The organism is Streptomyces regalis (assembly GCF_001509475.1).
Lineage (GTDB): Bacteria > Actinomycetota > Actinomycetes > Streptomycetales > Streptomycetaceae > Streptomyces > Streptomyces regalis.
On sequence record NZ_LLZG01000406.1, the window covers coordinates 1 to 16,801 of the forward strand.

Annotated in this window: 18 protein-coding genes and 1 pseudogene; 8 read left to right on the forward strand and 11 right to left on the reverse strand. The window is 70.8% G+C overall.

What is annotated here, in order from left to right:
- Positions 1 to 938 (forward strand): small ribosomal subunit Rsm22 family protein (locus ADL12_RS44300; protein WP_062714189.1); only part of this gene is annotated, 938 nt, incomplete at its 5' end.
- Here the strand turns inward: ADL12_RS44300 and ADL12_RS44305 are convergent.
- Positions 935 to 1,165 (reverse strand): DUF6243 family protein, encoded by a 231-nt coding sequence (locus tag ADL12_RS44305; RefSeq protein WP_244188270.1) that lies wholly within the window; start codon positions 1,163 to 1,165, stop codon positions 935 to 937. The two genes, ADL12_RS44300 and ADL12_RS44305, sit on opposite strands and share 4 nt — an antisense overlap.
- A gap of 118 nt (positions 1,166 to 1,283) precedes the next feature.
- Between ADL12_RS44305 and ADL12_RS44310 the strand changes: the two genes are divergently transcribed.
- Positions 1,284 to 1,928: a TetR/AcrR family transcriptional regulator gene (locus ADL12_RS44310; RefSeq protein WP_062714192.1), complete on the forward strand. Its 645-nt coding sequence runs from the start codon at positions 1,284 to 1,286 to the stop codon at positions 1,926 to 1,928.
- A gap of 202 nt (positions 1,929 to 2,130) precedes the next feature.
- Positions 2,131 to 2,865, forward strand: coding sequence for a bifunctional DNA primase/polymerase (locus ADL12_RS44315; RefSeq protein ID WP_062714194.1), 735 nt, complete (start codon positions 2,131 to 2,133; stop codon positions 2,863 to 2,865).
- A 19-nt stretch (positions 2,866 to 2,884) separates the two neighbouring features.
- Here ADL12_RS44315 and ADL12_RS44320 read toward each other — a convergent pair whose 3' ends face one another.
- From ADL12_RS44320 to ADL12_RS44345, 6 genes are all read right to left on the reverse strand, one after another.
- Entirely contained in the window at positions 2,885 to 3,877 is a 993-nt protein-coding gene (locus ADL12_RS44320) for an SCO2278 family lipoprotein (protein WP_079052613.1), read from the reverse strand.
- Positions 3,837 to 4,709: an iron uptake transporter permease EfeU gene (gene efeU / locus ADL12_RS44325; RefSeq protein ID WP_062714199.1), complete on the reverse strand. Its 873-nt coding sequence runs from the start codon at positions 4,707 to 4,709 to the stop codon at positions 3,837 to 3,839. Before efeU ends, ADL12_RS44320 begins: the two co-directional genes overlap by 41 nt.
- A gap of 6 nt (positions 4,710 to 4,715) precedes the next feature.
- A complete protein-coding gene (efeB, locus tag ADL12_RS44330) occupies positions 4,716 to 5,969 on the reverse strand; it encodes an iron uptake transporter deferrochelatase/peroxidase subunit (protein WP_062714201.1) in 1,254 nt (417 codons plus the stop codon).
- 9 nt (positions 5,970 to 5,978) lie between these two features.
- On the reverse strand, positions 5,979 to 7,136 hold the full coding sequence (gene efeO / locus ADL12_RS44335; protein WP_062714203.1) for an iron uptake system protein EfeO: 1,158 nt from the start codon (positions 7,134 to 7,136) through the stop codon (positions 5,979 to 5,981).
- Between the two features lie 129 nt (positions 7,137 to 7,265).
- The gene (locus ADL12_RS44340; protein WP_062714205.1) at positions 7,266 to 8,132 is read right to left on the reverse strand and encodes a heme ABC transporter ATP-binding protein; all 867 of its coding nucleotides are present in this window, start codon (positions 8,130 to 8,132) and stop codon (positions 7,266 to 7,268) included.
- Positions 8,133 to 8,139: 7 nt separating this feature from the next.
- Positions 8,140 to 9,228 carry a FecCD family ABC transporter permease gene (locus ADL12_RS44345; protein ID WP_062714208.1) on the reverse strand — a complete coding sequence of 363 codons (1,089 nt, stop codon included), beginning with the start codon at positions 9,226 to 9,228 and terminating at the stop codon, positions 8,140 to 8,142.
- A gap of 152 nt (positions 9,229 to 9,380) precedes the next feature.
- On the opposite strand from ADL12_RS44345, the gene ADL12_RS44350 reads away from it, so the two are divergent.
- On the forward strand, positions 9,381 to 10,064 hold the full coding sequence (locus ADL12_RS44350) for a PhzF family phenazine biosynthesis protein (RefSeq protein ID WP_062714210.1): 684 nt from the start codon (positions 9,381 to 9,383) through the stop codon (positions 10,062 to 10,064).
- A 68-nt stretch (positions 10,065 to 10,132) separates the two neighbouring features.
- On the forward strand, positions 10,133 to 10,756 hold the full coding sequence (locus ADL12_RS54665; RefSeq protein WP_062714212.1) for a hypothetical protein: 624 nt from the start codon (positions 10,133 to 10,135) through the stop codon (positions 10,754 to 10,756).
- A gap of 19 nt (positions 10,757 to 10,775) precedes the next feature.
- Here the strand turns inward: ADL12_RS54665 and ADL12_RS44360 are convergent, their stop codons facing one another.
- Both ADL12_RS44360 and map read right to left on the reverse strand, forming a co-directional pair.
- Positions 10,776 to 11,423 (reverse strand): biliverdin-producing heme oxygenase, encoded by a 648-nt coding sequence (locus ADL12_RS44360; RefSeq protein ID WP_062714213.1) that lies wholly within the window; start codon positions 11,421 to 11,423, stop codon positions 10,776 to 10,778.
- Positions 11,424 to 11,552: 129 nt separating this feature from the next.
- Positions 11,553 to 12,410 carry a type I methionyl aminopeptidase gene (map, locus tag ADL12_RS44365; protein WP_062714215.1) on the reverse strand — a complete coding sequence of 286 codons (858 nt, stop codon included), beginning with the start codon at positions 12,408 to 12,410 and terminating at the stop codon, positions 11,553 to 11,555.
- Positions 12,411 to 12,468: 58 nt separating this feature from the next.
- Between map and ADL12_RS44370 the strand changes: the two genes are divergently transcribed.
- Complete coding sequence (locus ADL12_RS44370; protein WP_062714218.1) at positions 12,469 to 12,699, forward strand: hypothetical protein; 231 nt, start codon at positions 12,469 to 12,471, stop codon at positions 12,697 to 12,699.
- Between the two features lie 25 nt (positions 12,700 to 12,724).
- On the opposite strand, the gene ADL12_RS44375 is transcribed toward ADL12_RS44370, so the two are convergent.
- Together ADL12_RS44375 and ADL12_RS44380 are read right to left on the reverse strand one after the other, a co-directional pair.
- Complete coding sequence (locus ADL12_RS44375; protein ID WP_062714220.1) at positions 12,725 to 14,059, reverse strand: MFS transporter; 1,335 nt, start codon at positions 14,057 to 14,059, stop codon at positions 12,725 to 12,727.
- An 81-nt stretch (positions 14,060 to 14,140) separates the two neighbouring features.
- Positions 14,141 to 14,743, reverse strand: coding sequence for a hypothetical protein (locus ADL12_RS44380; RefSeq protein ID WP_062714222.1), 603 nt, complete (start codon positions 14,741 to 14,743; stop codon positions 14,141 to 14,143).
- Between the two features lie 126 nt (positions 14,744 to 14,869).
- Here ADL12_RS44380 and ADL12_RS44385 point away from each other — a divergent pair.
- Positions 14,870 to 15,968: pseudogene (locus tag ADL12_RS44385) on the forward strand (sialidase family protein).
- Positions 15,969 to 16,020: 52 nt separating this feature from the next.
- Positions 16,021 to 16,746, forward strand: coding sequence for an NADPH-dependent F420 reductase (gene npdG, locus ADL12_RS44390; RefSeq protein WP_062714224.1), 726 nt, complete (start codon positions 16,021 to 16,023; stop codon positions 16,744 to 16,746).
- Positions 16,747 to 16,801: the final 55 nt, after the last annotated feature.

The window sequence follows — 16,801 nt, forward strand, 5'->3', positions numbered from 1 at the left end:
TCCTCGACGGCCTCCCACCCCGCCAGGCCGCCCAGGCCGTCGACCGGCTGATCGCCAACTACCGCGGGGCAACCCCCACCCACACCCCGATCCTCCGCGACCGCGCCGACGTGGCCGCCTACGCCGCCTACCGCATGCCCGCCACCTTCGAGGCGGTCCACGCGGCGCTGGAGGCATTCGCCGCGGCCGTACCGGAATGGACCCCCACCAGCCACACCGACGTCGGCGGCGGAACCGGCGCAGCGACCTGGGCCGTCACCGCAACCTGGCCCGGCGAGCGCAGCGTCACCGTGCTGGACTGGGCCGAGCCCGCCCTCGCGATCGGCCGGGAGATCGCCGCAGCCAACCCGGCACTGAAGGACGCCCACTGGCAGCGCGCCCGGATCGGCTCGGCACTCACCCTCGACCCCACCGACCTCGTCACCGTCTCCTACGTCCTCAACGAGCTCACCGCCCCCGACCGCACCACCCTCCTCGACACCGTCGCATCCGCCGCCCGGACCGTCGTGATCGTCGAACCCGGCACCCCCGACGGCTACACCCGCGTCATCGAGGCCCGCGACCGCCTGATCACCGCCGGCTTCCACATCGCCGCCCCCTGCCCGCACAGCGCCGCCTGCCCCATCGCCCCCGGCACGGACTGGTGCCACTTCGCGGCCCGGGTCAGCCGTTCCTCCCTGCACCGCCAGATCAAGGGCGGCTCCCTCGCCTACGAGGACGAGAAGTTCAGCTACGTCGCCGCGACCCGCCTCCCGGTCACCCCGGCCCCCGCCCGCGTCGTCCGCAAACCGCAGATCCGCAAGGGCCAGGTCCTCCTCGACCTGTGCGAGACGGAACCCTCCCTGCGCCGCACCACGGTCACCAAACGCCACGGCGACCTCTACAAGGCGGCCCGCGACACGGACTGGGGCGACGCCTGGCCGCCGGAGTCCGACTAGGACGCCTCCTCGTCCTTCACCCCTTCTTCCTCCTTCACGCCTTCTTCTTCCTCGGCCTCCTCGGCCTGCTTCTCCTGGAACTTGCGCAACAGTTCCCGTTTCTGTGCCGTGGGGTCCGTCCCGCCGCCGATCCGGCCACCTCGACCGCCGCCGCGCAGCGCCTTGCGGTCGAGGTTCCGCCGCGTCCCGCCGACTCCCAGCATGTTTCCGCTTCCACTTCGGGCCATGGTCAAGCTCCTTTCCATGCCGGCTCCAGCTATGCAACGAGACGTATCGTCTCGCTCTAGCCAACTCCCTCAGGATCCGGCGAGACGCTCCGTCTTGTCAACCTGGTAAATTCGACCCATGGCAGCCCAGAAGTCCGCCCAGTCCGCCCCCTCCGTCCAGTCCGCGCCCGACTCCACCCGCCGCAGCGAGCGGTCCCGTCGTGCCATCTACGACGCCGCCCTCGCCCTCGTCGCGGAGGTCGGCTACCCCAGGACCACCATCGAGGGCATCGCCGCCCGCGCCGGAGTCGGCAAGCAGACGATCTACCGGTGGTGGCCGTCGAAGGCGGACGTGCTGATGGAGGCGTTCCTCGACCTCGCGGAACAGGCCGCGCAGGAAGCCGGGCAGGAGCCGTACGTCATCCCGGACACCGGAGACCTCGAGGCGGATCTGAAGGCCGTGCTGCGTCTCACCGTCGACCAGCTGAAGGATCCCCGCTTCGCCGCCCCGTCCCGCGCCCTCGCCGCCGAGGGGCTGGTCAACGAGCAGCTCGGCCGGGAGTACGTGGCCAAGCTCCTCGAACCCTCGCTCCAGCTGTACGTCGACCGGCTGCGCTCCGCACAGGAGGCCGGCCAGGTGCGCCCCGACCTCGACCCGCGCATCGCCCTCGAACTCTTCGTCTCGCCGCTGGCCCAGCGCTGGCTCCAGCACACGGGCCCGATCTCGTACGAGTACACCGACACCCTCGTCGACTACGCCCTGCACGGCCTCGCCCCGCGCTGACCTCCCCGGAGGGGGTGGAAAACCGGGGTGGAAATCGGAAATCCGGGGGTGTAAATCCCGTCAAAGCGCCCCATGACCCTTGATCCCGGTGCCGTGTACGCCTCGCCCCACCTACCCCGGTTGTCCGCTACGGCCCCCCGGAGCGCAGGATGGTGGGACCATAGGGCATGCTGTTCCGCACGACAGCGAGGCGAGGGGATAGATGAGCGCGGAGTTGGGCGGCCGGACCGGTCTGCAGGGCAAGATCTCCCAGTGGCTGCGCGGACGCCGCCCGAAGGAGGAGGCCGCCGGCGACGGTGGCCGGGAGGCCCTGCTGCTCGCCGCCGCGGCGACGGGACTGCCCCTCGCGCCCGCCGCGCACCCGGCCGGCTACCGCTGTTCCTGTGACCGCGTCGGATGTCCCACACCCGCCCGGCACCCCGTGTCCTTCGCCTGGCAGACGCAGTCCACCACCGACCGCGCCCAGATCGAGCGCTGGGCCCGCCACCAGCCCGAGGCCAACTTCATCACCGCGACCGGCATGGTGAACGACGTCCTCGACGTGCCGGTCGAGGCCGGGCGAGAGGCGCTGGAGCGGCTGCTCGCCGCCGGCATCGAGGTCGGCCCGGTCGCCGAGAGCGACGACGGCCGCCTGCTGTTCTTCACCCTCACCCGCGGCACCCCCGAGGACGAGGACGAGTGGTGGCCCTGCGAGCTGGACTGCCACCCCGAGACCATGGACGAACACCCCGGACTGCGCTGGCACTGCCGAGGGTCCTACGTCCTCGTACCGCCCGCGAGGCTGCCCGGCGACGGCCAGAGCGTGCACTGGGTGCGCGGGCTCGAACACCCGTTGCCCGACCCGCTGACCCTGCTGGAAACCCTCACCGACGCCTGCGCCCGCTACGTCGGCGAGGAGCCCGACCACGTCTCCGCGGCCTGGCCCCTGCGCCACTGAGGCGTCGCAGCCGGCGGCGCTACTCGCCCTTCGCCGACGTCAGGCCCTGGGTCCGGCCGATGACCTGCACCTTCCCCGAGCCCTTCGGGTCCAGGGCCACCTCGTTGGAGACGATCTCCATCGTCAGCGACTGCTTTATCTCGCCCTTCGTCAGCGCCTCCACGGCCTTGCCCGGCGAGGGGACGTCGGTGCCCGCGTAGGCCGTCCGCTTCTCGTAGTAGCGCGTGGTGAAGAACACCAGCGCGTCGCCGTCCGTGGTGCGCAGCGCCAGCGGCGCGTAGTCGCCGCTCGTGAGCGGCTCGTCGATGAACTGGCTGACCAGGCCCGGCCGCTTGGCGTCCTTCTCCCGGTCGGCACGCCACTCGCTGGTGTGGCGGCCGGGCGCGAAGACGCCCTTGCCGTCCTTGAGGTAGGCGGCGTACGTCTTGCTCAAGTCGCCTGGCGGCACGGCGAGTTCGGTCGAGTTCGCGGGGACTGCCTCGGCCCAGCCGGCCTTGTCGGTCTTGAACTTCGGCAGGTCGCCGGGGGCCACCAGCGTCAGATACGCGGCCTCCCACGGCTCGTTCAGGCCGCCCCGAGTGAACACGAAGAGCCAGCGCGCGCTGCCGAACTTGTTGCCGGCCGCGTCGGCCACGAACCAGCGTGGCCAGCCTGCCTTCTTCGGGATCGTGTACGTGACGTCCGACAGCTCCAGCGGGGTGTGCGCCGCGTTGCCGCCGGGGTTGAGCGCCTTGCCCGCCTTCAACCGGGCACTGTCGATGTCGCCCAGGGCGCCGGTGACGTAGTCGGCGTCGAGGGAACTGTCGTACGCCTTGTCCGCCTTGTTGTACGCGGTCGTGAACTGCTGGAGTGCCTTGGCGGCCTCCGCCTTGGTTGCCGAGGGGAGAACCTCCTTCTCCCCGTGGACGACCACGCATCCGCTCGCCGTCAACGACAAAGCGGTCACACAGGCCGCCATCAGTGCGTTCCGGTCAAGCCTGCGGAGCCTTCGAGGGCCGCGATCCCTGCTCATCAGGTGCCTTCACCTTCCCCTTCCCGGAGGCGAACCCTACCGGGGCCAGGAACAGCGCGAGCGTCGGGATCAGGTACAGCAGCCACACTGTGACCTGGAGGACGGTCGGGTCCGGCTGGAAGTTGAAGATGCCCTTCAGCAGGGTGCCGTACCAACTCGACGGATCGACGGTGTCGCTGACGTCGAAGGCCAGGTTCTTCAGGCCCGGCAGCCAGCGGGCCTCCTGCAGGTCGTGGAAGCCGTACGCCAGTACACCCGCCGCCACGACGACCAGCATGCCGCCGGTCCAGGTGAAGAACTTGGCGAGGTTGATGCGCAGGGCGCCGCGGTAGAACAGCCAGCCCAGCACGACCGCCGTGGCGATGCCGAGGGCGACGCCGATCAGCGGGCGCGGTGAGCCGTCACCGGCCGCACGTACCGACGCCCACACGAACAGGGCCGTCTCCAGGCCCTCCCGGCCGACGGCCAGGAACGCGGTCGCGACCAGTGCGCCCGTGCCCATCTGCAGGGCCGCGTCCAGCTTGCCGTGCAGTTCGGCCTTCAGGTGCCGGGCGGTGCGCCGCATCCAGAACACCATCCACGTCACCAGGCCCACCGCAAGGAGCGACAGGGAGCCGCCGAGCGCCTCCCGTGCCTCGAACGTCAGCTCCTGGGAGCCGAATTCGAGCGCGCAGCCGAAGCCGAGCGCGAGGGCGACGGCGACGGCGATGCCGATCCAGATGGGCTTCAGCGCGTCCCGGCGGTCCGTCTTGACCAGGTAGGCGATGAGGATGCAGACGACGAGGCCGGCCTCAAGACCTTCGCGCAGGCCGATCAGGTAGTTGGAGAACACGGGTCCTCACGCCTCCTTGGAGAACAGCGTGCTGCCCCACCAGTCGTCCTTGTCGCGGACGCCGGGCGGGACCGCGAAGAGCGCCGAACCCACGTGCTGGATGTACTCGTTGAGCGAGTCGATGGCCAGGTTGCGCTGGATCCGGACGAACCCGGTGCGCGGGTCCTTCTGGTAGGCGAGGAAGAACAGGCCCGCGTCCAGCCGGCCCAGGCCGTCGGTGCCGTCGGTGAAGGAGTAGCCGCGGCGCAGGATCGTCGCCCCGTCGTTGGAAGCGGGGTGCGCGAGCCGGACGTGCGCGTCGGGCAGCATCGCCTTCAGGAACGGCTCGTCGCGCTCCTTGGCCTTGCCGACCGGGGCGCCCTCGCCCTTGTCGCGGCCGATGATGTCCTCCTGCTCCTGCAGGGAGGTGCGGTCCCAGGTCTCGATGTGCATGCGGATACGGCGGGCGACGAGGTAGGAGCCGCCGGCCATCCACTCGGGGCCCTCCTTCCCGTCCACCCACACGAACTTCTTCAGCCGGTCCGTCTCCGTCCCGGCGATGTTGCGGGTGCCGTCCTTGAAGCCCATGAGGTTGCGCGGAGTCTGCTCGTCGGGGGTCGTGGACGAGGTCTTCCCGAAGCCGAGCTGGGACCACTTGATGACGACCTTGCCGAAGCCGATCCGGGCCAGGTTGCGGATCGCGTGCACGGCGACCTGCGGGTCGTCCGCGCAGGCCTGGATGCACAGGTCGCCGCCGCTGCGGTTCTTGTCGAGGTTGTCGCCCGCGAACTTCGGCAGCTCGACGAGGGCTTCGGGGCGGGCGTCCGCGATGCCGAACGCCTCGCCGTACTTCTCGAACAGGGACGGTCCGAAGCCGATCGTCAGCGTCAGCCGCGACGGCTTCAGGCCCAGCGCCTCACCGGTGTCGTCCGGCGGCGCCTCGGCCAGGCCGCCGAACGCGCCCTCGCCGACCGCCTGTCCGGCGGTCATCCGGCGCGCGGCCGCCGTCCAGTCCTTCAGCATCTGGATGAACTCGGCGCGGTCGTCGGTCTTCACGTCGAAGGCGGCGAAGTGCAGCCGGTCCTGCACGGGCGTGGCGATACCGGCCTGGTGGTCACCGTGAAAGGCGATGGCGGCTCCCGTCGCGGCGCCGGCCGGGGCGGAGTCGCCGTCACGGGTCATCGCCACGGCACTGCCGGCCGCGACGGCACCGAGCGCGAGCCCGGCACCGCCCCAGCCGATCAGCGCACGCCGGGACGGGGACTGCGAGGTGTCGGTCATGGGGCGCCCCTACTTCGTGACGACGGCGGCGGCGAGCTTGGACAGCGGCTCCGCGAGGGCGTTGACGCCGTCCGACAGCTCCTTGCGGTCGCCCTCGCCGACCTTGTCGTACGAGATGAAGTCGTACTGGTCCGTCTTCGCCCCGTCCGCCCGGTACTTGTCGAGCAGCGTGTCCAACGCGGCGAACTGCTTGTCGAGCTCGGTGACCAGCGCCGGCTCGTTCTCCTTGGCGACCGGCTTGAGCAGGTCGTAGGCCTTCTGCGCGCCCTCGACGTTGGCCTTGAAGTCGACCAGGTCGGTGTGCGAGTAGCGCTCCTCCTCGCCGGTGACCTTGCCGGTGGCGACCTCGTCGAGGAGCTCCTTGGCACCGTTGGCCATGGAGGTCGGGGTGATCTCGGCCTTGCCGACCCGGTTCTGCCACTCCTTCAGGTCGGTGATCAGCTGGTCGGCGAGGGCCTTCTCCTCGGCGCCGATCTTCTTGTCCTGCCAGAGGGCCTTCTCCAGCCGGTGCCAGCCGGTCCACTTCTGGTCGCCCTTCAGACCGTCCTCGCGCAGGTCGACCTTCGGGTCGATGTCGTCGCCGAAGGACTCGGCGACCGGCTCGGTGCGCTCCCAGCCGATGCGGGAGGGGGCGTAGGCCTTCTTCGCGGCCTCCAGGTCACCGTCCTTGACCGCCTTGGTGAAGGTCTCGGCAGGCGGCAGCGTCTCGTCGGCCTGCTCCTGCACGTACTCGCGGTAGGCGGCGACGGCCTTGTCGAGGCGCGGGTCGCGCTTGGCGACCGTGCCCTTGCCGGTGGCCTTGACGGTCTGCCGGATGCCGTCGCCCTTCATGCCGGGCTTGCATGCGATGGTGTAGTCGCCCGCCTTCACCTCGGCGGTGACGGTCTGCTTGGTGCCGGGGCCGATGTTCTCGCGCTCGGTGACGATGCGGTCGTCCGGGAAGAGGATGTAGACCTCGGTGACCTTGGAGCCCTTGTTCTCGATGGCGAGTTCGACGTGGCCGGCCGGGAACTCCTTCTTCGACACCTCGCACTTGTCGTCCGTCGCGGTCACGTTGACGACCCGGTCGCCACCCGCCGAGCTGCCCTTCTCGGTGCACCCCGTGACGGCAGCCAGCGCCGCCGCTGTGGCTATGGCAGTGGTGACGGAGAGTCTGACGGCTCGCATGAAGGCTCCAGGAGGTGGCCGGAAAGTGTGCGTGACGGGCCTCACGTCAAAGCAAGGTGAGGCTTGCCTAACGCACATAAGGATCGCCTAAGTGGCCAAAAGTGCTCTCATGGAAAGGTCAAAGAGAGGTCAAAGGTTCCGTAGTGGGGTCACCAATAGGCCTCCCGTTCGAGGGTGCGAAAGCACTTCGACGGGCTGGTCGTACACCTCCGACAGCAACTGCTCGGAGAAGACCTCGGCGGGCGGCCCCTCCGCCGCGACCCGCCCGCCGCGCAGGACGGCGACCCGGTGGGCGTAGGCCGCCGCGAGCCCCAGGTCGTGGAGTACGACCACCACCGCGTCCCCGGCCCGCGCCCGCTCCCGGCACAACCGCAGCACCAGCTCCTGGTGCTTGAGGTCGAGGGCCGCGGTCGGTTCGTCGAGCAGCAGGAGCGGCGCCCGCTGGGCCAACACCCGCGCGAGCGCGACCCGGGCCCGCTCGCCACCGCTGAGCGCGGAGAACGGCCGCAGGGCGAAGGCGCTGACCTCGGTGGCGGCCATTGCCTCGGCCACGGCGAGGTCGTCCTCCGCGGGTGAGGTGGCGTGGGGTGCACGGCCCATGCGTACGACCTCCTCCACCGTGAAGGGGAAGGAGAGGGACGCCGACTGGGGGAGCACGGCGCGCCGGAGGGCGAGTTCGGGCGCGGACCAGTCGGTCGCCGGCCGTCCGTGAATCCGTACGACGCCTTCGGCGGCCGGGAGGTCGGCGGCCAGCGCGCTCAACAGGGTGGACTTTCCGGCGCCGTTGGGCCCGACGAGGGCGAGCACTTCGCCGGCGCGGACGGTGACGGAGACGCCGTGAAGTACGGGGCGGGCGCCGAGGCGGACGTGGAGCGACTCGGTGCCGGCGAGGATGTCGCCGGGGGAGGCGGGAGCGGGAGGGGTCGGTCGATGACGCAGAAGTCTCACGGGAGGGGGGTCCTTTGACGGAGTGTCACGTACTGACGCGGGGTGCATGCGACCTCTAGGCCCACCCCCCTTGCCGCCTCCGAGTCCTACGCAGCAGCCAGAAGAAGAAGGGGCTGCCAAGAAGCGCGGTCAAAACACCCAGTGGCAACTCCGCAGGCGCCGCCAACGTCCGCGCAGCGAGATCCGCCACGAGCAACACCACCGCCCCACCCAACGCGCTGCCCGGAATGAGGAACCGATGCCCGGGTCCCGCGGCCATCCGCAGCAGATGCGGCACGACGAGGCCGATGAACCCGATGACCCCGGAGACGCTCACCGCCGCAGCCGTCAGCAGCGCGACGACCAGGATCAACGCGACCCGCATCCGCTCCACGTCCACCCCCAGATGCCGGGCGGGCCGGTCGCCGAGCGCGAGCAGGTCCAGGCGGCGCGCGTACAGCGGCGCCACCACCAGCCCGACGACCGCACAGGGCAGAACCGCCGTCACCTTGGGCCAGGTGGACTGGGCGAGAGAGCCGAGTTGCCAGAAGGTGATCTGGTTCACCGCCGCCGTGTCCGCGAGGAAGATGAACAGGCCGATGAGTGCTCCGGCGAAGGCGTTCACCGCGATGCCCATGAGGATCAGGGTCACGACCTCCGTACGGCCGCCCGAGCGGGACATCACGTACACCAGCAGCACCGTGCCGAGACCGGCGACGAAGGCCATCGCGGGGAGGGTCCAGTTGCCGAGAAAGGTCAGCCCGAGCGAGATGGCGGCCACCGCTCCGACCGCCGCGCCCAGGGAGACGCCGATGGTGCTCGGCTCGGCCAGCGGATTGCCGAACACGCCCTGCATCAGCGCTCCGGCGCAGCCCAACGAGGCCCCGATGAGCAGCGCGAGCACGATCCTCGGGAAGCGGACGTTCCACAGCACCGACTCGGCGACCCGGTCCAACTCGCCGCCGCCGAGCCCGACTCTGTGCTGCACGGAGGCGAGGACGTCCCCGACCGGGATCGGGTAGGCACCGATTCCGGCGGCGATCGGGACGAGGACGAGGAGGGCGACGCTCATGCCGACGGTCAGCAGCCAGGCGGCGGTGTGCCGTCTCCGGGGCGGCGGCGCCGCTGCCACGGCTTCGGGCGCGGCCTTCTCCAGTACGGTCATGCCGTATCCCCTCTTACACTCCTGGTGGGTAAAGCTTAGGTTAGCCTTACCTTCGCCCGCCGTCGCCCACGCGCTGCTGGTGTGTTCGACGGTCATGCGATCGTCCGTCAACTGGGACGACCTCGCTGCCCGCGTGATGTTTCAATTCCCCCGTGACTGACTACGACGTCCTCCGCGTCTTCTGCGGCCCGACCGGTGGATACGGCAACGAACTCGGCGTCGTCCGCGAGGGATCGGTGATGCCCGAGCGGAGCGACCGGCAGGCGTTCGCCGCCAAGCTCGGCTTCAGCGAGACCGTGTTCGTGGACGACCCCGAGCGCGGCGTCATCGACATCTATACGCCGACCCTGCGCCTGCCCTTCGCCGGGCACCCCTGTGTCGGTACAGCCTGGCTGCTCGATGTGCCCGAACTGGTCACCCCGGCGGGCGTGGTGGGCGCGCGGCTGGACGGGGAGTTCAGCTGGATCGAGGCGCGGGCGGAGTGGGCCCCGCCGCGCACCCTGCGGCAGTACGCGACGCCGGCCGAAGTGGATGACCTGGATGTACCGCCACTCGGTGAGCGAAGCGAGATGGGGGTCCCCCCGGACGAAGTCTGGGGGAGGATCTACGCCTGGGCGTGGGAGGACGAGGCGGCCGGACGTATCCGGGCTCGCGGCTTTCCCGGCCGTGACGACGGAATCGAGGAGGACGAGGCGACCGGCGCGGCGGCACTGCTGCTCACCGACCGCCTGGGACGCGCCCTCAACATCACACAGGGGGCCGGGTCCCAGATCCTCACGGCACCGCAGCCGGGAGGGTGGGTCGAGGTCGGCGGGCGCGTGGTCCTGGAGCGCTGACACCTGGTGCGGGCCGTGGGATGCCGCCACACTGGGCCCGTTGTCGCGGCGGGCGCAGGGGGGAACCGGTGGACGGCTGGGTCGCGCTGTTGTTGGTCGGCGTCGTCGCGGGCGGGTTCCTCGCGTGGTACGCCCACTATCCGTTCCTCCCGAGCAGGTGGCGGTACGGCTGGCCCGACTCCAAGCACCGCCCGGATCGGCGGGCGCTGGCCAAGGCGCGCAGAGCTCGGCGTGTTCAGGTACTGAGCAGGGCACGGGAGGAGCTGCACCAGCAGGGCTCGGGCCAAGAGGGGGAGCCGGAGCTGTGGCTGTGGCCGTTGGGGCTGGTCGAGCACGAGCTGTTGTTCCTGAAGGGGGAAGCTTCCGAGGGGCAGGGCGATCCCCGGGTCGACGAACGGTTGCCGCTGGCCGACGTCACCGTGAAACTCGATCACTCCCAGGACCACGTCTACATCCGGGTGACACGGCCGGACGGCACCAGGCGAAGTCAGCCGTACCCACGGCATCAGGAGATCGCTGCGGACGCGTTGGTCGAGGCGATCCACAACCAGGTGGTGGACCACGAGAAGTTCCGCCGCCGCGACGCCGAACTCGTCGCGGAGATCAGGCGGGCCGAGGCCGTCCTGCGTGCCGCGCGGGACACCTGGAAGACGGACGCCGATGGTCTCCGGCCATGGCCGCCCTGGCGTTGAAAACCGCGCCGCCCACCCGTCACGCCGACAGCGGGAACTCCTCGCCCAACGCCCGGAACACGGCCGTGTTCAGTGCGAACGCCCGCTTGCACTCCGCCACGATCCGCTGCTTCTCCAGATCGTCGGCGTGCACCGCGTCCAGCAGCTCGCGGTAACTCCGCTTGAACGCCGCCGGGTTCGTGATCCCCTCGAAGACGTAGAACCGCACCCCGTCACCCTTCTTTGCGAAGCCCCACGTCTTCTCCGCCTTGTCGCGGATGATCTGGCCGCCGGAGAGGTCGCCGAGGTAGCGGGTGTAGTGGTGGGCGACATAGCCGCCCGGCCAGCGCCCGGCGCACTCGCGCACCCGGTCCGCATACGCCCGCGTCGCCGGGAGCGCCGACAGCCCCGCCCGCCAGTGCGGACCCCGCAGATGCGCCAGGTCCCGCTCCAGGGCCGGCAACCGGAACAGCTCCGGCCGGATGAAGGGTCCCGCCACCGGATCCGACGCCAGCCGCTCGGCCCCGGCCTCCAGCGCCTCGTACACGAACCACAGCTGCTCGGTGTAGCGCGCGTACGCGTCGACGCCGAGCCGTCCGCCGAGCAGGTCGCTCATGAACGTCGAGGTCTCGGCCTCCATGTGCTGTTCATGGGACGCCGTGCGGATGAGTGTCGAGAAGGAGTCCATGAGCCATATCCTCCAAGGTAAGGCTAACCTAAGTCAATAGGCTTGCCGACACTCTGTCGGTAAAAGGGTACAAGAGAAAGCCCGCCCTGGCAGGGCGGGCTCGGTGATCGGTGATCGGGTGACCGATGATCACGGCAGGGTCAGGATCTCCGTCCCCGTCTCCGTCACCACCAGCGTGTGCTCGAACTGCGCGGTGCGCTTGCGGTCCTTCGTGACGACCGTCCAGCCGTCGTCCCACATGTCGTACTCGTGCGTGCCCAGCGTCAGCATCGGCTCGATCGTGAAGGTCATGCCGGGCTGGATCACCGTCGTCGCGTGCGGGCTGTCGTAGTGCGGGATGATCAGACCCGAGTGGAAGGACGAGTTGATGCCGTGGCCCGTGAAGTCGCGGACCACGCCGTAGCCGAAGCGCTTGGCGTACGACTCGATCACACGGCCGATGACGTTGATCTGGCGGCCCGGCTTGACCGCCTTGATCGCGCGGTTGAGGGACTCGCGGGTGCGCTCCACCAGCAGGCGGCTCTCCTCGTCCACGTCACCCACCAGGTACGTGGCGTTGTTGTCGCCGTGCACCCCGCCGATGTACGCCGTCACATCGAGGTTGATGATGTCGCCGTCACGCAGGACCGTGGAGTCGGGGATCCCGTGGCAGATCACCTCGTTGATGCTCGTGCACAGGGACTTGGGGAAGTTGCGGTAGCCGAGCGTGGAGGGGTAGGCGCCGTGGTCGCACATGTACTCGTGCGCCACCTTGTCCAGTTCGTCCGTCGTCACGCCCGGCGCGATGATCTTCGCCGCCTCGGCCATCGCCCGCGCGGCGATACGGCCGGCGACGCGCATCGCCTCGACGGTCTCCGGGGTCTGCACCTCCGGACCCGTGTACGGCGTCGGCGCGGGCTTGCCGACGTACTCGGGGCGGCGGATGTTTCCGGGCACGGAACGGATGGGAGAGAGCTCCCCTGGTGCGAGCAGCGACTGGCCAGACATGCCAGCGAGTCTAACCAGCGTCCATGGGGCACCATGTCGGTGGCGAGAGGAGCCGCTCATGGCCTTGTTCAAGAAGCGCACGGTCGGGAAGCCCGGCGAGTGGTACTACTGCCTCGTGCACAAGAAGGTCGAGGAGGGGCCGGAGTGCCCGGCGAAGGACCGTTTCGGGCCGTACGCCGGCCGGCAGGAGGCCCAGCAGGCGATGGACCTCGCGCGGGAACGCAACCTCGAGTGGGAGAACGACCCCCGGTGGCACGACGCCCCGACGGGGCCGGCGGACGACGACTGATCAACCCTCGGCCGGTGCCGGCTGATCACCCCTCCGCCGGTGCCGACGCCGCAGCCGGTGCGGCCGCCGCTGCCGCCGCCCGCTGCTCCCGCAGCCGTACCGCGTGCTCGTTCGTCCGCGCGTCGTACGTCATCAGCTTCGGCAGGCACAGCGCCAGCAGCCCCACCGCGCCCACGCACAGCAGCCCGCCCGACCAGATGGACGTCCGCACGCCCCGCCAGGCGGCGACGCCACCCACGTAGGTCTGGCCGAGCTGCGGGCCGACCGAGTACGACAGCAGCTCGATCCCGGCGAGCCGGCCGCGCAGCTCGTCCGGGATCGTCTGGTTCCACATCACCCCGCGGAAGATGCCGCTGACCATGTCGGCGGCGCCGCCGACGGTCAGGAACAGAAGCACCAGCCATACGTCGCCGGAGACACCGGCCGCTGCGATGGCCACGCCCCACAGCGCGGCCGACAGGACCACGGCCCGTCCGTGCCGGTGCACCCGCGAGGTCCAGCCGCTGGTCAGGCTCACCAGCATCGCGCCCGCAGGGACGGCCGCGTACATCAGGCCGAGCGACCACGGGGCGTTCAACTCGTCCGCGAGGAAGGGCAGTACGGCGAGCGGCATCGCGAAGAGCATCGCCGCGATGTCGATGACGTACGTGCCCAGCAGCTCCTTGCGGCTCCAGGCGTACCGGGCGCCCTCGGCGATGGCCTTGAGGGACGGCTTCGCGGCCTCGTGCGAGGCGGGGGAGGCGGCGATGCCGAGCGTGAGCAGGACGGAGACGACGAAGGTCAGCAGATCCGCGCCGTACGCCCAGCCGGCCCCCGCGTACGCCACGACCACACCCGCCAGGGCCGGGCCCGCGACGCCGCCGACCTGCCAGCGCAGAGCGTTGAGTGAGCCGGCCGCCGGCAGGTGCTCATGGGCCACGATCCGCGGCCACAGCGAGTCGAGCGCGGGCCGTTGGACCGAGACGAGGGCGGAGGAAAGCGCGGCGACGACGTACAGCGGCCACACGGCGGGGCTCGGCAGCAGCGCGTTGACCAGCAGCGCCGCGCTCAGCACCGCCTGCCCGGCCTCCGTCCACACGATCAGCTTCCGCTTGTCGAGCGCGTCGGCGAGCGCACCGCCGTACAGCCCGAACACGATCAACGGCACCAGCTCCACGGCGCCGATCGCCCCGACCGCCGCCGCGGACCCAGTGAGCTCCTTGATCTGCACCGGCAGCGCGACGAACGTCAGGAAACTGCCGAAGGAGGAGATCAGCCCCGCCAGCCACAACCTCCGGAAGTCCGCGGAGGCCCGCCAGGGGGCGAGGTCGGGGAGTACGGCACGCAGGCGGGAGCGAGAGGTGGGGGAGTCGTCCGTCACGACGGTTCATGCTCGGGTGGGGTGGTGTCGGAGGCAAGCGGTTTTGCGCGCGGAGGCGGGGCGGGGCGGGGCCCGGCCAGGTCACCAGCGCGCAGGTGGCGGTGCCGTCAACGACTCCGCCAGGCGGGCCAGGCGGTCCCGCAAGCGGCGGCGGCCCCTCGGCGACGGCACCGCGTTCTCGCCGGCCGCCGCGCTCACCAGGTGCTGCACGGTGTCCAGGTCCAGCTCCGCACCCTCCGGCACGGCCAGCGTCTCGTGGGCCATCGCCGTCAGCTCTCCCTCGCCGGCGCCGAGCGCCAGCACCGTCGCCCCGGCCCGCCGCACGTCGTGCACCCGTTCCAGGAGCGGCTCCCCGGGCTCGTCCGGCGACACCACCAGGAGCGTCTCCCCGCGCCGCGTCGCCGCCAACCGGCCCAGGCCGACGGCCAGATGCGCCGGATCCGAGGCGCGCGCGTCATGCCGTACGAGGGTCGGGGCGAGCTCCGGCGTCCCCGACCACGCGGCCTCGTCCACCAGATGGGCCGCCAGATGCCACGGCTCGTACCCCGGCGTGCCGACCAGCAGCAGCCCGCCCCCGTGCGAGACCGCCGACGACCGCAGCGCCCCCGCGAACCGCTGTGTGGCCCCCAGCCACTCGGTTCCGGCGAGCACTTCGCGCAGCAACGCGACACGTACGGCATCCATGCGACCGCATCTTGCCGCAACCGACCACTCGTGACCGGGAGTTCACCACGAATTCGCCCGACCTGGGCAGAGGCATCCGTCATCCAACGGGTCACCAGCCGTTCGAGAGCCAGTCGAGGAGCCCTCATGACAGAGACCAGCGTCCCTTTCCGCGCCGGGCGCGAGGGCTACGCGAGTTTCCGCATCCCGGCCGTCGTCGCCACCTCCACCGGCACGCTCCTCGCCTTCTGCGAGGGCCGGGTCGAGTCCGCCGCCGACCATGGGCAGATCGACATCGTGCTCAAGCGGTCGGCGGACGGCGGGCGCACCTGGGGCCCGCTCGCGGTGGCCGCCGACAACAGCTGGCACCTCGCCGGTAACCCGGCCCCCGTCGTCCTCGACACCGGCCGCATCCTGCTCGTCTTCATCCGCAACCACGCCACCGCCACCGAGGCCGCCATCCTGCGCGGCGAGGTGAGCGCCGCCGACGGCCGCCGGATCTGGGTGCGGTACAGCGACGACGACGGCGTCACCTGGTCGAGCTCGAAGGAGATCACCGCGCAGGTGAAGCGGCCGGAGTGGCGCTGGTACGCCACCACGCCCGGCCACGCGATCCAGCTGAGCAGCGGCCGGGTCGTCGTCCCCGCCAACCACACGATCCCGCCCACCGGCGACGACATCGGCACGGAGGCCAGGTACAACAGCGGGCACTGCCTGCTCAGCGACGACCGGGGCGCCACCTGGCGCATCGGCTACATCGACGAGAACACCGACGGCTACGTCAACGTCAACGAGACCACCGCCGCCGAACTCCCCGACGGCCGCGTCTACTTCAACACCCGCAACGACACTGGTAGTTCCCTCCCTCCCTCCCTCCCTGTCCCCCGGAAACCGCGCCGACGCCTGCTCCGAGGACGGCGGCACGACTCTGGTGAAGCCCTTCCGCCCCCAGGCCGGCCTGACCGCCCCCATCTGCGAGGGCAGCGTCCTGCAGCTCCGCGACCCCGACGTGCTCCTCTTCTCCGGACCCGCCGACCCCGCCGCCCGCGCCCTGATGACCATCCGCGCCTCCACCGACGGCGGCATCACCTGGCGGTCCGCGCACACGGTGAACGGTCTGCCCGCCGCGTACTCCGATCTCGTACGGGTCGACGACGGGACGGTCGGACTCCTCTACGAGACCGGCGACTTCGGCCCGTACGAGACCATCACCTTCCGGCGGATGCCCGTGACGGACCTCACCTGAGCCGTGGGGGCGGGCTCGGGAGCCGTCAGGTCGGCCCACGTAAAGTCGGCCCATGACCTCTACCGACAGTGCACAGCAGCCCACCGACGCCCCCGCGAAGGCCCCGGCCAAGGACCCCTGGGACCTGCCCGATGTCTCCGGGCTCGTCGTCGGCGTGCTCGGCGGGACCGGGCCGCAGGGCAAGGGCCTCGCCTACCGGCTCGCCAAGGCCGGGCAGAAGGTGATCATCGGCTCGCGGGCGGCCGACCGCGCCCGGTCCGCCGCCGACGAGCTCGGGCACGGTGTCGAGGGCGCCGACAACGCCGAGTGCGCGCGGCGCAGCGACATCGTGATCGTCGCCGTCCCGTGGGAGGGGCATGGCAAGACGCTGGAGTCCCTGCGCGAGGAGCTGGCCAGCAAGCTGGTCGTGGACTGCGTCAACCCGCTCGGCTTCGACAAGAAGGGCGCCTACGCGCTGAAGCCGGAGGAGGGCAGCGCCGCCGAGCAGGCCGCCGCCCTGCTGCCTCAGTCCCGGGTGACGGCCGCCTTCCACCACCTGTCGGCGGTGCTGCTCCAGGACCCGGAGATCGACGAGATCGACACCGATGTGATGGTGCTCGGCGAGGTACGGGCGGACGTGGAGATCGTCCAGGCGCTGGCCGGCCGTATCCCCGGCATGCGCGGCGTCTTCGCGGGGCGGCTGCGCAATGCCCACCAGGTGGAGTCGCTGGTCGCGAACCTGATCTCGGTGAACCGGCGCTACAAGGCGCACGCGGGGCTCCGCGTCACGGACGTGTGAGGGATGGGGGACACTGGTCGCCGTAGCCGCCGTAGCAGTGTCCCCCGAAGGAGCC